At 42.3% G+C, this 15,063-nt stretch carries 12 protein-coding genes and 1 tRNA gene; 4 read left to right on the top strand and 9 right to left on the bottom strand.

The window, feature by feature from the left end; translation table 11 throughout:
- Nucleotides 1-76 precede the first annotated feature (76 nt).
- From rpoB to deoC, 9 genes are all read right to left on the bottom strand, one after another.
- Nucleotides 77-4,102, bottom strand: coding sequence for a DNA-directed RNA polymerase subunit beta (gene rpoB / locus ABX891_RS00260; protein ID WP_138488388.1), 4,026 nt, complete (start codon nt 4,100-4,102; stop codon nt 77-79).
- Nucleotides 4,103-4,373: 271 nt separating this feature from the next.
- Nucleotides 4,374-4,736, bottom strand: coding sequence for a 50S ribosomal protein L7/L12 (gene rplL, locus ABX891_RS00265; RefSeq protein ID WP_002958882.1), 363 nt, complete (start codon nt 4,734-4,736; stop codon nt 4,374-4,376).
- Between the two features lie 76 nt (nt 4,737-4,812).
- A complete protein-coding gene (rplJ, locus tag ABX891_RS00270; RefSeq protein ID WP_002958881.1) occupies nt 4,813-5,307 on the bottom strand; it encodes a 50S ribosomal protein L10 in 495 nt (164 codons plus the stop codon).
- A 323-nt stretch (nt 5,308-5,630) separates the two neighbouring features.
- Nucleotides 5,631-6,335, bottom strand: a complete 705-nt coding sequence (gene rplA, locus ABX891_RS00275) for a 50S ribosomal protein L1 (RefSeq protein WP_002958880.1) — start codon at nt 6,333-6,335, stop codon at nt 5,631-5,633.
- Nucleotides 6,336-6,338: 3 nt separating this feature from the next.
- Nucleotides 6,339-6,767: a 50S ribosomal protein L11 gene (gene rplK / locus ABX891_RS00280; RefSeq protein ID WP_024603865.1), complete on the bottom strand. Its 429-nt coding sequence runs from the start codon at nt 6,765-6,767 to the stop codon at nt 6,339-6,341.
- A 214-nt stretch (nt 6,768-6,981) separates the two neighbouring features.
- Nucleotides 6,982-7,545: a transcription termination/antitermination protein NusG gene (gene nusG, locus ABX891_RS00285; protein WP_002958878.1), complete on the bottom strand. Its 564-nt coding sequence runs from the start codon at nt 7,543-7,545 to the stop codon at nt 6,982-6,984.
- A 4-nt stretch (nt 7,546-7,549) separates the two neighbouring features.
- The gene (secE, locus tag ABX891_RS00290) at nt 7,550-7,927 is read right to left on the bottom strand and encodes a preprotein translocase subunit SecE (RefSeq protein ID WP_002958877.1); all 378 of its coding nucleotides are present in this window, start codon (nt 7,925-7,927) and stop codon (nt 7,550-7,552) included.
- A 132-nt stretch (nt 7,928-8,059) separates the two neighbouring features.
- Nucleotides 8,060-8,136, bottom strand: a tRNA-Trp gene (locus ABX891_RS00295).
- A gap of 148 nt (nt 8,137-8,284) precedes the next feature.
- Entirely contained in the window at nt 8,285-9,028 is a 744-nt protein-coding gene (gene deoC, locus ABX891_RS00300; protein WP_354628693.1) for a deoxyribose-phosphate aldolase, read from the bottom strand.
- Nucleotides 9,029-9,478: 450 nt separating this feature from the next.
- Here deoC and cysG point away from each other — a divergent pair, with 450 nt between their 5' ends.
- The 4 genes from cysG to ABX891_RS00320 are packed head-to-tail and all read left to right on the top strand — an operon-like array spanning nt 9,479 to nt 15,035.
- Nucleotides 9,479-10,906 (top strand): siroheme synthase CysG, encoded by a 1,428-nt coding sequence (cysG, locus tag ABX891_RS00305; protein WP_354628694.1) that lies wholly within the window; start codon nt 9,479-9,481, stop codon nt 10,904-10,906.
- 49 nt (nt 10,907-10,955) lie between these two features.
- Nucleotides 10,956-11,855, top strand: a complete 900-nt coding sequence (gene cysD / locus ABX891_RS00310; protein WP_002958873.1) for a sulfate adenylyltransferase subunit CysD — start codon at nt 10,956-10,958, stop codon at nt 11,853-11,855.
- Entirely contained in the window at nt 11,855-13,279 is a 1,425-nt protein-coding gene (gene cysN / locus ABX891_RS00315; protein WP_354628695.1) for a sulfate adenylyltransferase subunit CysN, read from the top strand. The genes cysD and cysN overlap by 1 nt, the downstream gene beginning before the upstream one ends.
- A 31-nt stretch (nt 13,280-13,310) precedes the next feature.
- Nucleotides 13,311-15,035, top strand: coding sequence for an SLC13 family permease (locus tag ABX891_RS00320; protein ID WP_165743935.1), 1,725 nt, complete (start codon nt 13,311-13,313; stop codon nt 15,033-15,035).
- The last annotated feature ends 28 nt before the right edge of the window (nt 15,036-15,063 follow it).

Genomic DNA, 15,063 nt, shown 5'->3' on the forward strand with positions numbered 1-15,063 from the left:
AGGACGGATAGTCTCGTCCCTACATTCTATTCAGCCGTAACAGATGCTGCAGCGTTAACTGCAGCATCTAATTGGCTTAATTTTCTTCCAACTCGATGTTGATACCCAGTGAGCGGATTTCTTTCAACAATACGTTGAACGATTCTGGCATACCTGGTTCCATTTTATGGTTACCATCAACGATGTTTTTATACATCTTAGTACGACCGTTCACGTCATCCGATTTCACTGTTAGCATTTCTTGTAGAGTGTAAGCAGCACCGTAAGCTTCAAGTGCCCATACTTCCATCTCACCAAAACGCTGGCCACCGAACTGTGCTTTACCACCCAGCGGCTGCTGAGTAACAAGGCTGTAAGAACCAGTAGAACGTGCGTGCATCTTATCGTCAACCAAGTGGTTAAGTTTAAGCATATACATGTAACCAACAGTTACTTGACGTTCAAACTGATCGCCAGTACGGCCATCATAAAGTGTAACCTGACCACTTCGAGGATATCCACCAAGCTCAAGCATGTCTTTGATTTCGCTTTCTTTCGCGCCATCAAATGCAGGAGTAGCTATTGGTAAACCACCTTTTAAGTTTTCAGCTAGACGACGAATTTCGTCATCAGTGAAGCTAGCAATGTCTACAACTTGGCGAGATTCACCAATTTCGTAAGCTTGCTTGATGAATTCACGTAGCTCATGAAGCTCACGTTGTTCTTTCATCATCTCTTCAATACGTTCACCGATACCACGTGCAGCAAGACCCATATGTGTTTCAAGGATCTGACCGATGTTCATACGCGATGGTACACCTAGTGGATTCAATACGATATCTACCGTACGACCTTTGTCATCGTAAGGCATATCTTCTACTGGTACGATAGTCGAGATAACACCTTTGTTACCGTGACGACCCGCCATTTTATCACCCGGTTGGATACGACGTTTAACAGCTAGGTATACTTTAACAATCTTAAGTACGCCTGGTGCTAAATCATCACCTTGGGTAATTTTACGACGTTTGTTTTCAAACTTTTTATCGTATTCAGCTTTAAGCTCATCGTACTGTGCAGCTAGTTGCTCAAGCTCAGCTTGCTTGTCTTCTTCAGCAAGGCTTTGCGTAAGTACTTTTTCAGCATTAAGAGATGCAAGTTTATCTTCATCAAAACCAGCAGCTATAAGTAGCTTACGTGCACGGTCTAAAACGCCTGCTTCTAGAATACGGAACTCTTCGTTGAAGTCTTTCTTCGCTTCGCGAAGCTGCATATCTTCAACTTCTAACGCACGTTTATCTTTTTCAACACCATCACGGGTGAAAACTTGCACGTCAATTACAGTACCAGTTACAGAGTTTGGTACGCGTAAAGAGCTGTCTTTAACGTCAGACGCTTTTTCGCCGAAGATAGCACGTAGTAGCTTCTCTTCAGGTGTAAGCTGTGTCTCGCCTTTAGGAGTCACTTTACCTACTAGGATATCGCCGCCTTTAACTTCAGCACCAATATATACAACGCCTGATTCATCAAGCTTGCCTAGCGCAGACTCACCCACATTCGGGATATCTGCAGTGATCTCTTCAGGACCTAATTTAGTATCACGGGCAACACACTGTAGTTCTTGAATATGGATAGTCGTTAGACGATCTTCTTCAACTACGCGCTCTGATAACAAGATTGAATCTTCGAAGTTGTAACCGTTCCATGGCATGAATGCCACGCGAAGGTTTTGACCAAGGGCTAAGTCACCTAAGTCAGTCGAAGGACCATCTGCTAACACATCACCACGAGTAACCGGTTCGCCAACCATACAAGTTGGTTTTTGGTTAATACATGTATTTTGGTTAGAACGTGTGTATTTGGTTAAGTTGTAGATGTCGATGCCCGCTTCACCTGGGATGCGTTCTTCTTCATGTACATTTACAACGATGCGACTTGCGTCAGCATACATTACTTCACCACCACGTTTAGCAACGATAGTTACACCAGAGTCTTTCGCTAGTGTTAACTCAATACCAGTACCTACTAACGGTTTATCCGCTTTCAATGTTGGTACTGCTTGGCGTTGCATGTTTGAACCCATCAATGCACGGTTAGCATCATCGTGTTCTAGGAACGGGATAAGTGCTGCCGCTACAGAGATCACCTGTTGTGGTGATACATCCATATACTGCTGGTCCATGCGACCCATAAAGGTAGATTCACCTTTGTGACGACATGGAATAAGTTCATCAACAAACTCATTGGTTTCAGTTAAGTTTGAGTTCGCCTGTGCGATAACAAACTGACCTTCTTCAATGGCTGATAAGTAATCAACTTCATCAGTTACAACACCATCTACCACTTTGCGGTAAGGTGTTTCTAAGAAACCGTAGTCATTTGTACGTGCGTACGTAGACAACGAGTTAATTAGACCGATGTTTGGACCCTCAGGAGTCTCGATTGGACATACGCGACCATAGTGAGTTACGTGAACGTCACGTACTTCAAAGCCTGCGCGTTCACGAGTTAGACCGCCCGGACCTAATGCAGAGATACGACGTTTATGCGTAACTTCTGATAGTGGGTTATTTTGGTCCATAAACTGTGATAACTGAGACGAGCCGAAGAACTCTTTAACCGCTGCCGAAATAGGCTTAGCGTTAATAAGATCTTGTGGCATTATCGCGTCAAGGTCACCTAAGCTTAAACGCTCACGTACAGCACGTTCAACACGTACTAGACCAACACGGAATTGGTTCTCAGCCATTTCGCCAACACTACGTATACGACGGTTGCCTAAGTGATCGATATCATCAACATCGCCTTGACCGTTACGAATAGCAATTAATACTTTCATAACAGACACGATGTCTTCTTTGCTTAATGTGCCTGGGCCTGTGTCTGTATCGTAACCAACACGGCTATTGAACTTCATACGACCTACAGTAGATAAGTCATAACGCTCTTCAGAGAAGAACAAGTTCTGGAATAAGGCTTCAGCCGCGTCTTTCGTCGGTGGCTCGCCTGGGCGCATCATGCGGTAAATTTCTACTAGTGCTTCTAAACGGCTGCTTGAAGAGTCAATGTTCAATGTATTTGACATGTAAGCACCGCTGTCCACTTCATTGATATATAACGTATCAATTTTAGTGTGACCGGCTTTAACCAATTCAGCCATTAGCTCTAGAGTTAGCTCGTCATTTGCATTTGCAATAACTTCACCAGTTGACTCATCAACATAGTTTTTAGCTACAATACGGCCAATGATGTACTCATGTGGTACTTCTAATTGCTTAATGCCTTTCTTCTCGATGCTCTTGATGTGGCGAGCCGTAACACGACGACCGCTTTCAACAAATACTTCACCGTCTTCGCTCTTGATATCAAAAGCGGCAGTTTCACCACGTAAACGCGAAGGTACAAGTTCCATAAGAACTTTACCATTCGTTACTTCAAACGTAGTGTTATCGAAGAACATATCTAGGATTTCTTCGCTAGAATACTCTAGTGCACGTAGGATGATAGACGCCGGTAATTTACGACGGCGGTCAATACGTACATATAAGTTATCTTTTGCATCAAATTCGAAGTCTAACCATGAACCACGGTAAGGTATAACGCGTGCGTTATATAATACTTTACCCGATGAATGGGTTTTACCGCGGTCGTTATCAAAGAATACACCAGGGCTACGGTGTAGCTGAGAAACGATAACACGCTCTGTACCATTGATTACAAAAGTACCGGTATCTGTCATGAGCGGAATTTCGCCCATGTAAACTTCTTGCTCTTTAATGTCTTTAACTGTGCCTGGTGCTTCTTTGTCCATAACAACAAGACGCAGTTTCACGCGAAGTGGAGCAGAATAAGTCACACCGCGAATTTGACATTCTTTTACATCGAAAACTGGCTCACCAATACGGTAACTTACGTATTGCAGCTCAGAATTTCCCGAGTAGCTTTTAATAGGGAACACAGAACGGAAGGCAGCTTCCAAACCATGATCGCCATCAGCGTCCGGCACTAAGAATTTTTTAAACGATTCTAACTGTGTAGACAGTAAAAAAGGTATATCCAAAACTTGTGGACGTTTACCAAAATCCTTACGGATACGTTTCTTTTCAGAATAAGAGTAAGCCATGGGGTTCCTCAGCTTGCTGATCTTTGACCCGACCTGTTCTTGTAAGAACAGACTTAACTGGCAGCTATGCCAAGATTTTACAACATTTAACTGTTGTTCTAATTAGATCCCACTTTAACACTAGCAAACTATAAAGCGTTGAAAGTAAAGAAAAAATCAGATTTTATTTGAACTAAAAGAGTGCATCACTCTATAGCGCAAAAAGGCCGGTGATTAAATAATCACCAGCCCTTGCCTGATTTCTCAGGCAGCGAACTTAGCAAAAGCTAAATTACTTAACCTCAACTTCAGCACCAGCTTCAGTAAGATCTTTTGCAAGTGCTTCAGCTTCTTCTTTAGATACACCTTCTTTAACAGGTGTAGGAGCAGCTTCAACAAGAGCTTTCGCTTCTTTAAGGCCAAGGCCAGTTGCGCTACGAACAGCTTTGATTGCAGAAACCTTGTTAGCGCCAGCGCCAGTAAGGATTACGTCAAATTCTGTTTTCTCTTCAGCAGCTTCAGCAGCTGGACCAGCTACCATTGCAGCTGCAGCAGTTACGCCGAATTTTTCTTCCATTGCTTCGATAAGAGCAACAACGTCCATTACTGACATTTCAGCAATTGCGTCAAGGATTTGGTCTTTAGATACAGACATTACAAATTTCCTAATAATTAACGGACATTAAGTCCAAATAAATTTTACACCGAAAGTGAGATTAAACAGCTTAAAATTAAGCAGCTTGCTCTTCTTTCTGTACACGTACTGCTTCAATTGTTTTACACAATTTGCCAGCAGACGCTTCTTTCATAGCACTCATTAAGCGTGCAACAGCTTCATCGTATGTAGGTAATGTAGCAAGCATTGCTGCATCAACAACATTTCCTTCAAAAGCGGCCGTTTTAAGCTCGAATTTCTCATTCTTTTTCGCGAAATCTGAAAAGATACGCGCAGCAGCACCTGGGTGCTCTGATGAGAAAGCGATTAAGCTTGGACCAACAAATGAATCAGAAAGACACTCAAAATCTGTTCCTTCAAGAGCACGTTTTGCTAAAGTGTTACGGACAACTTTCATCCAAACACCATTTGCACGAGCTTCTTTACGAAGGGCAGTGATTGCGCCAACTGTTACACCACGAGAATCTGCAACAACTGCAGATAGAGCACCATTGGCTGCTTCGTTGACTTCAGCAACTATTGCTTTTTTGCCTTGAAGATTTAAAGCCATGGGTGTTACTCCTGGTTTAATGGGGGTACCGATTATCGGATTCCCCTGTTCTACTCTTCCCTACCAAACAAGGTAGAGATGCTTTTTACGGCGAGAGCCAGAAGGATTAGGAAAAATCTATCTGGGGTCTACACCGTCTACGTAGGTGAATATTAAGGCCGAAGCCACCTACGGTCTTGGACGGAAGCCCAATTTATCGTTAACCCCGAAGGCTTAACGAAATTATGGACTTCAACCCGAATTCTTTACTTTGCAAATTAATAAATTAATCAACAAAATGGCGCGAAATTATAGTACAAATTTCACGCCATGTAAACACTCAATTAAGCAACAATAGTGCTTAAAGTGTTTTGGTCAACAGAAACACCTGCGCCCATTGTTGTAGAGATAGTTACTTTCTTCAAGTAAACACCTTTAGCTTGAGAAGGTTTAGCCTTCTTAAGCGCAACAATTAGAGCTTCAAGGTTTTGTTGTAACTGCTCTGCAGTGAAATCAACCTTACCAATAGTAGTATGGATGATGCCATTTTTGTCATTACGGTAACGTACTTGACCTGCTTTAGCATTTTTAACTGCTTCTGCAACGTTAGGCGTTACAGTACCAGTTTTAGGGTTTGGCATTAGACCACGTGGGCCTAAGATTTGACCTAGTTGACCAACAACACGCATAGCGTCTGGTGATGCAACAACAACGTCAAAGTTCATCTCGCCTTTTTTAACTAGTTCAGCAAGATCTTCCATACCTACTAATTCAGCACCGGCTTCTTTTGCAGCTTCTGCATTAGCGCCTTGTGTGAATACAGCAACACGAACGTCACGACCAGTACCGTTAGGTAGTACAGTAGCACCACGAACGTTTTGATCAGATTTACGAGCATCGATACCAAGGTTAACGGCAACGTCAACACTTTCTACGAATTTAGCTGTTGCTAACTCTTTTAAAAGAGCAACTGCTTCATTGATTTCGTAATCTTTAGTTACTTCCACTTTTTCGCGGATAGTACGCATACGTTTAGTTAATTTAGCCATTTCTTAGTCCTCTACGTTCAAGCCCATCGCACGCGCAGAACCTGCGATAGTGCGAACCGCTGCGTCCATATCGGCAGCTGTAAGGTCAGTTCGTTTTGTCTCAACAATTTCTTCAAGTTGAGCACGAGTTATTGTGCCTACTTTATCAGTGTTAGGACGGCCTGAGCCTGACTTGATACCAGCAGCTTTCTTAAGTAAGTAAGCAGCAGGTGGCGTTTTCATGTCGAACGTAAATGAACGGTCACCGTAAACAGAGATCACTACAGGAACTGGAGCGCCTTTTTCGATAGACTCTGTACGTGCGTTAAACGCTTTACAGAATTCCATGATGTTTACACCGTGTTGACCTAGTGCAGGACCTACTGGAGGACTAGGATTAGCCATACCAGCGGCAACTTGTAGCTTGATTAGAGCTTCAACTTTTTTAGCCATTATAAATACCTCATTTGGTGGGTCTCAGCCTTGTGCGCGCGAGGACGCGTACTCTAACGGCTTCCCAGTTTAAAAATTGGTTTCGTACTTTTTGCACAGTAAAAAATAAATTTTACCTTAATACAAAAAGGCCGCTGATTATAAGTTAATCAGCGGCCTTTTTCAAGCTTCATGCCAAAATTTAAATAAAAATTAGCGAAGCTTTTTTAATCAATTACTTATCTTGCTCAACTTGACCGAATTCAAGCTCAACTGGCGTAGAACGACCAAAAATAAGTACAGATACTTTTACGCGGCTCTTTTCGTAGTCAACTTCTTCAACTACACCACTGAAATCTGCAAATGGACCATCTGTAACGCGTACAACTTCACCTGGTTCAAATAATGTAGCAGGTTTAGGTGCTTCAGCATTTTCTTGTAGGCGATTAAGAATGCGCTCAGCTTCTTTAGGGCTGATAGGAGCAGGACGATCAGACGTACCACCAATAAAGCCCATAACGCGTTCTGTGCTGTTCACTAAGTGCCAGCTTGCGTCATTCATATCCATTTGTACTAATACATAACCTGGGAAGAATTTACGCTCAGATTTACGCTTTTGGCCAGCGCGCATCTCAACAACTTCTTCAGTTGGTACTAATATCTCACCAAAGCTCGATTCTAGACCTTCGATTTTAATATGTTCAATTAACGTTTGAGCTACACGCTTTTCGTAACCAGAAAAGGCCTGTACTACATACCAACGTAACTTAATTTCTTTGTTCTCGTTCTCATCCGACATGGGATCAGATCTCCAATCCAGTTAAAAAGCCTACAGCGCGGAATAAAATGCCATCTAATCCCCAAAGGATAAGTGCCATAATCACTGTTGCAACCATTACAATTAATGTCGTGTGGGTAGTTTCTTGGCGCGTTGGCCAAATAACTTTGCGTACTTCAATTCGAGCTTCTTTAGCGAAAGCAAGAAAGTTACGTCCCTTAAATGTTTGCGAGGCAATTGCTAATCCGGCCGCTATTGCAACAACAACGCCAATAGCACGTAGTAATACAGATTGATCTGCATACATGTGATTACCAACAACTGCGCCTGCAAGTAGCGCGATTGCTACTAACCACTTTACTGACTCCATCGCACTTGATGGTGTTTCTACATTCGTGCTCATAATATTATTACCTTAACTACAGACACAACAACCCTACACTACGGCAGGGTTAATCCATTAAAATCTAAACTTAAAAACAGACTTAATTTAAACCGGTTTTTAATCTCAGACTACTCAAATATCAAGTAAAACTGGCAGGGGCGGAGAGATTCGAACTCCCAACCATCGGTTTTGGAGACCGCTGTTCTACCAATTGGAACTACGCCCCTGCAAAGTGGATGCCTATTATACTTACGCAGTTCATTAACACAAGCCTAAAAGATACCCACATTGGAAAATCTAATTAATTAATTACATTATTGTTTAAACTGCTAAAAATTTAATCGGTTAGATAAACCTACAATCCAAAGATATTGATTATTTCCCTATGGTTTTATAAACGTCACTTAGCAAGCTTGAAGCACCAAACCTAAATGTATTTGCTTGCAAATAATCATCACCCATTATTGCGCGTGCTAGTGCTAAATAATCACTAGCATCGGCAACAGTTTTAACACCGCCGGCCGCTTTAAAGCCCACACGTTTGTTTGAGTTTTTAATGGCTGTTAGCATAATTTTTGTTGATTCAAGCGTGGCATTTACAGCCACTTTACCCGTACTTGTTTTTACAAAATCAGCACCGCCTTCAATTGCAAGCTCCGTGGCTTGAGTAATAAGCGCGTCAGTTTTTAGCTCGCCGCTTTCTATTATTACTTTTAGCTGGGCGCGCGACCCACATGCTTTTTTACTTTCGCTTACATAGTTAACTACAGTTTGAGCATCGCCCGCTATTAACTTTTTATAAGGAATAACCAAATCAATTTCGTCTGCGCCGCGCTCTATAGCAATAAGTGTTTCGTTAATTACATCACTCAGTGGAGCATCACCCGTTGGAAAGTTAGTAACTGTTGCGACTTTTACGTGGTTAAGCTCACGCGCTGCGATTGCTATTTTTGCATCATCAACAAAATCGCTATAAACACATACTGCGGCAGGCGTACCTAAGGTAGGATTTATACTATCAACAAGTGCTTGAATGCTTTTGGTGGTATCGCTGGTGTTTAAGCTTGTTAAATCCATCAGTGCGACTGCTAGTGCAGCATCTTTTTGGTGTTGTGTCATTAGAGCTCCGTTGCTTATGTAATACCAATTTTATTAAAAACATGATCATTTTAGTGTATTAAATAACGCACTAACTACGTTAAAAACTATTTATATAGAACAACTATGTATCATAATTTTAGCCTTGTTATTGAGCTATTTTCTCGTCGCTATAATAGATCACTAATTTAATGCAATTGGTATAAGTACAAAATTTGATATGCCTCCATATTAACAAATTAAACCAAACTCGCTATAGCTCATAACCAAACACTATAAGCTGGTTATTTTACTTGTAACTCCGCGCAATCCCTTGTTAACTAGCTCTTAGGCCTAAAAAGCCCACCTGTTATAACTTTTGGTTATATCAACTTGGTTTTAATTATTTTTTACTTATTGATAGCCGCTATATTCTGCTTATCAGAATAAAGCGTTTTCTTATATTTGAATTTGTTTAGGGGTCTTATTAACGTGCAGTATTTACCTATCTTTACCAAACTCGACAACAAACCAGTATTGGTTGTTGGCGGTGGAGAGGTCGCTTTACGCAAATGTCGCGCGTTTTTAAAAGCGAGAGCAAGCGTTACTTTAGTAGCACCTTGGTTTTGCGACGAACTAAAAGAGCATGCACATAATAATGAAGTAACGCTTATTGATGCTTATTTTGATGAATCGCACCTTGATGGCAAAATGCTTGTTATTGCAGCAACCGACCGCGATGAAGTAAACAACAACGTATTTGAATTTGCCAATGCCCGCAATGTGTTTGTAAACGTGGTTGATGACCAACCTAAATGTACGTTTATATTCCCATCCATTGTAGACCGTGACCCAATTACGATTGCTATATCAAGTGCTGGCACAGCGCCCGTACTTGCACGTCGCTTACGCGAAAAGCTCGAAACTCTTATTCCACATCATATTGGCCCACTTGCAACACTTGTCGGTGGCTTTAGAGACAAAGTAAAAAAACGCTTTAAGCATTTTTCAGACCGCCGCCAATTTTGGGAAGGCGTATTCGACTCATCTGTCGTGAGTAAAGTACAAACCGGCGATACCCAAGCCGCACAGCAGCAACTAGAGCAAATGCTAGATGCGAAAGCAGAACCTGAAGGCGAAGTATATGTAGTAGGTGCAGGCCCTGGCGATCCAGAGCTTTTAACACTTAAAGCACTGCAACTTATGCAACAAGCCGACGTCGTCGTTTATGACTTTTTAGTCTCTGACGAAATTATGGAACTAGTGCGCCGTGATGCTGACCTTATTTGTGTAGGTAAACGCTTAGGCGATCATAGTGTTGTTCAAGAAGATACCAACCAAATGCTGGTCGACCTTGCTAAACAAGGCAAAAAAGTGTGCCGCATTAAAGGTGGTGACCCGTTTATTTATGGCCGTGGTGGCGAAGAAGTACAAGTACTGGCTGCTAACAACGTAAATTATCAAATTGTTCCAGGTATTACAGCCGCTGCAGGTTGTAGTGCTTACGCGGGTATTCCGCTTACGCATCGCGACCATGCACAAGCCATTCAATTTGTAACTGGTCACTGTAAAAAAGACGGTCAAGAACTTGATTGGCAATCGCTGGCAAAAGCAAATCAAACGCTGGCTATTTACATGGGCGTAATTAAATCGCCGCACATACAAGGCGAGCTTTTAAAACATGGCCGCAAAGCCGACACCCCTGTTGCCATTATCGAAAACGGTACACGTAAAAATCAGCGTGTAGTAACAGGCCAATTAGGCGAACTTGCCGACTTAATTGAACGCAACAGCATTATATCGCCTGCACTACTCATTATTGGCGAAGTAGCCGCCCTGCACTCGCAACTAGCGTGGTTTGGGAAAAACGAGCAAACAAGCAGCTTTGCACAGCCGCTAACAGATGTATCAAATACATAACCGAATTTTAAATTTGTAACTTTTAATCATTTTAGTAGGACGACTAACAATGGCTTTAACTCACCTTCAGCAACTTGAAGCTGAAAGTATCAAAATCATGCGCGAAGTCGCCGCTGAGTTTGAGAACCCAGTAATGCTTTACTCTATTGGTAAAGATTCGTCGGTACTTTTGCACTTAGCGCGTAAAGCATTTTACCCTGCAAAAATACCGTTTCCGTTATTACACGTAGACACCAACTGGAAGTTTCGTGAAATGATCGAGTTTCGCGACCGTATAGCTAAAGAATACGGCTTTGACCTACTGGTACACAAAAATCCAGAAGGTATTGAAATGGGTGTAGGCCCGTTTACGCATGGCTCGGGTAAACATACCGACATAATGAAAACCCAAGGCTTAAAACAAGCGCTAGATAAATACGGCTTTGATGCTGCATTTGGTGGCGCACGCCGCGACGAAGAAAAGTCACGCGCAAAGGAGCGTGTTTATTCGTTCCGCGACAAACACCACCGTTGGGATCCTAAAAACCAACGCCCAGAGCTTTGGAATACCTACAACAGCCAAGTTAATCCGGGTGAGAGCATTCGTGTTTTCCCATTATCTAACTGGACTGAGCTTGATATTTGGCAATACATTTATCAAGAAAACATCGAAATGGTGCCATTGTACCTAGCTAAAGATCGCCCAGTAGTTGAGCGCGACGGTACTTTGATTATGGTTGACGATGAGCGTATGCCTCTTAATGAAGGTGAAGTACCGCAAATGAAATCTGTTCGTTTTCGTACACTAGGCTGCTACCCACTTACCGGTGCAGTTGAATCAACAGCAAGTACTTTAACCGAAATCATCGAAGAAATGCTGCTATCTACGTCATCTGAACGTGAAGGTCGTGTTATTGACCATGATTCAGCCGGCTCAATGGAGAAGAAAAAACGTGAGGGGTATTTTTAATGTCTAGCCAAAATAACGATACATTTAACGAAGTAAAGGAAATAGGCATAGACGCCTACCTAGCACGCCAGCAAGACAAAAGCTTATTACGCATGCTTACTTGTGGCAGCGTAGATGACGGTAAATCAACACTGATTGGCCGCCTACTACACGACAGCCACCAAATTTATGAAGATCAGCTAGCTGCCCTTCATAAAGATAACGAAAAAGTAGGTAATGCAGGTGAAGATCTTGACCTTGCATTATTGGTTGATGGCCTACAAGCTGAGCGTGAGCAAGGCATTACCATTGACGTAGCGTACCGTTACTTTTCAACGGCTAAGCGTAAATTTATTATTGCCGACACACCTGGGCACGAGCAATACACGCGCAACATGGTAACCGGTGCATCAACAAGCGATGTCGCCATTATTTTGGTTGATGCGCGTTACGGCGTACAAGTACAAACTAAGCGCCATAGCTTTATTTGTGACTCGCTGGGCATTAAGCAGTTTGTTGTTGCCGTTAATAAAATGGATATCGTTGATTTTGACGAAACCGTGTATGAAAAAATTAAGGCCGATTACCTTAAATTTGCTGAGCAACTTAACGTATCAAACATTAAGTTTGTGCCTATGTCGGCGCTTAAAGGCGACAACGTAGTAACACGCTCTGCACATACACCGTATTACACCGACAAGCCGCTACTAGAATTACTAGAAGATTCGCCAGCAGCCGAAACAGATACAGGCTTTGAAGCGCGCCTACCTGTGCAATATGTAGTGCGTCCTAACTTAAACTTCCGTGGTTTTCAGGGCACACTTACATCGGGCAAGATGCACGTAGGCGATGCTATAAAAGTATTACCGTCGGGTAAAACATCAAGCATTAAAGAAATTGTTACCTTTGATGGCAACCTAGACAGCGCCGAAGCAGGCCAAGCAATTACCGTTACCCTAAATAACGAAATTGATATTAGCCGAGGGGATGTAATCGTACCTGCAAATTCAGCGGCCGCTGTAACTAACCAGTTGCAAGCTAAAATTGTGTGGATGCATGAATCGCCATTAGTGTTAGGTAAAAGCTATAACCTAAAACTAGGCAGTAAAAACACCTCAGCTATTGTTAAAAAGATTGACTACACAATTGATGTAAACACGCTTGAGCACGGCACTAGCGACTCACTGCAGTTAAACGAAATTGCGATTGTAACACTTGAACTAACCGAAACTATTTTGGCAGACGAGTACCACAGCAATCACGAAACAGGCTCGTTTATCCTAATCGATCGCTTATCAAACCTAACTGTTGCTGCCGGTATGATTGAGCAAGTACTGCAAAGCCAAACAAAGCAAAGTAACTTTAGCGAATTTGAAGTTGAATTTAACAGCTTAGTACGCAAGCACTTCCCGCATTGGCAAGCGCTTGATATTTCTAAGTTATAAGTTAACTTTAGCCTGTTAGGAATTTAAAAGCATGGTAGAACAGCTCGTTTTAACAGGCATTATGCTTACCTTAGTCGGGTGCCTTTTTGGCACCCGTATTAATCCAGCATGGTTATTTGTAAGCGCTATTGGCACCAGCTACTTAGCAGGGCTAATCGATCTTGAAAGTATGTTAGTTAACTACGCTAACCCGTCGCTTATCACTTTAGTACTATTGGTGTTAGTGTCGACCGCAATAGAAAAAACCACCCTAATTCAAAAGTTAGCGCAATCGCTATCTAAAGGTAGTTTAGTAAAATCGGTAACAAAATTGGGGTTATCAACCGCCTTTTTATCGTCGTTTACTAACAATACCGCCGTTGTTGCATCGCTTATTACAGCGATAAAAGACAATCCTAATCACTCCCCTTCAAAGCTATTATTACCGCTGTCGTACACTGCTATTTTGGGCGGCACTATTACGCTTATTGGTACATCAACCAACTTAATCGTCAATGGCTTTGCAGTAGATGCGGGCATGGAACCGCTGGGCTTTTTTGACTTTACCTTAGTCGGTTTAGGCGCGCTAAGCGTAGGCCTAATTACTATTTTAGTAATGCTTAAATACTTACCCGACAACGGTAAAAGCGACCAAGAAGTCGTGCCTTTTTACCTAGAAGGTAAAGTACAAGCAAGCTCAAAATTAATAGGCCAAACCGTTGAAGAAAACGGCCTGCGTGATTTAAAAGACTTATTCCTTGCTGAAATTATTCGCGACGAGAGCCGCATTTGCGCAGTCACTCCACAGCAAATTATTCAAAAAGACGACGTGCTGCTGTTTGTAGGTGACATAAAATCGGTGCCATTACTTACCCGTTTTGACGGTTTAAAAGTAGTGCACGAGAATCACCAAAAAGACATAGAACACTTAGTAGAAGTAGTCGTAAGTCAATCTTCAAAATTTATTGGCAAAACCGTAAAAGAAGCCCGCTTTAGAGAGCAGTTTCATGCTGCTGTTATTGCCATTCGCCGTGGACATGACCGCTTACAAGGCGGCCTTGGGCAAGTGCAATTACAAGCTGGCGACTCACTTATACTCGCACCAGGCAAAAACTTTTACACTTTGCCTAATTTAAAGCGCGAATTTGTGTATATTTCAGGGTTTGACTTACAAGCCCACCTTGCGCCTAAACAATCAAACATTGTGCTACTAAGCTTTGCCGCAGTACTGGGTTTAAGCATTATTGGCATAGTGCCGCTGGTTAAAGGCTTATTAGTATTACTGATTGGCTTAATGCTCAGTGGCACCATAAAACTTAACGAAGTAAAACGCCGTTTTCCTATCGAGTTATTAGTGGTAGTAGGTAGTGCCATTGGCCTTGCCAAGTTAATGATAGGCACCGGACTTGCCGGGCAAATATCCGACGCCATGTTTATGGTACTTGGGGATTTTGGCCCGTACGGCGCGTTTATAGCCATATTTTTAATGACCGTATTATTTACCGAGCTTATAACTAACAACGCAGCTGCTGCCTTATCGTTCCCTGTTGCTTACTCGCTCGCGGTTGGTTTTAATGTCGACCCACTACCGTTTATTATGGCGGTTGCCTTTGGCGCATCTGCTAGCTTTATATCGCCATTTGGGTATCAAACTAATCTAATGGTTTATAGCGCGGGTAACTATCGCTTAAAAGATTACATAGTGATGGGCTTACCCCTTTCTATTATTTATTCAATCACAGTATTAACCTTGATCCCGCTGGTATTTCCGTTTTAATACCTGCGCTCACAGCATAAGAGACTCT

It is taken from the genome of Pseudoalteromonas sp. NCIMB 1079 (genome assembly GCF_040567695.1).
GTDB classification, from domain to species: Bacteria; Pseudomonadota; Gammaproteobacteria; order Enterobacterales; family Alteromonadaceae; genus Pseudoalteromonas; species Pseudoalteromonas distincta.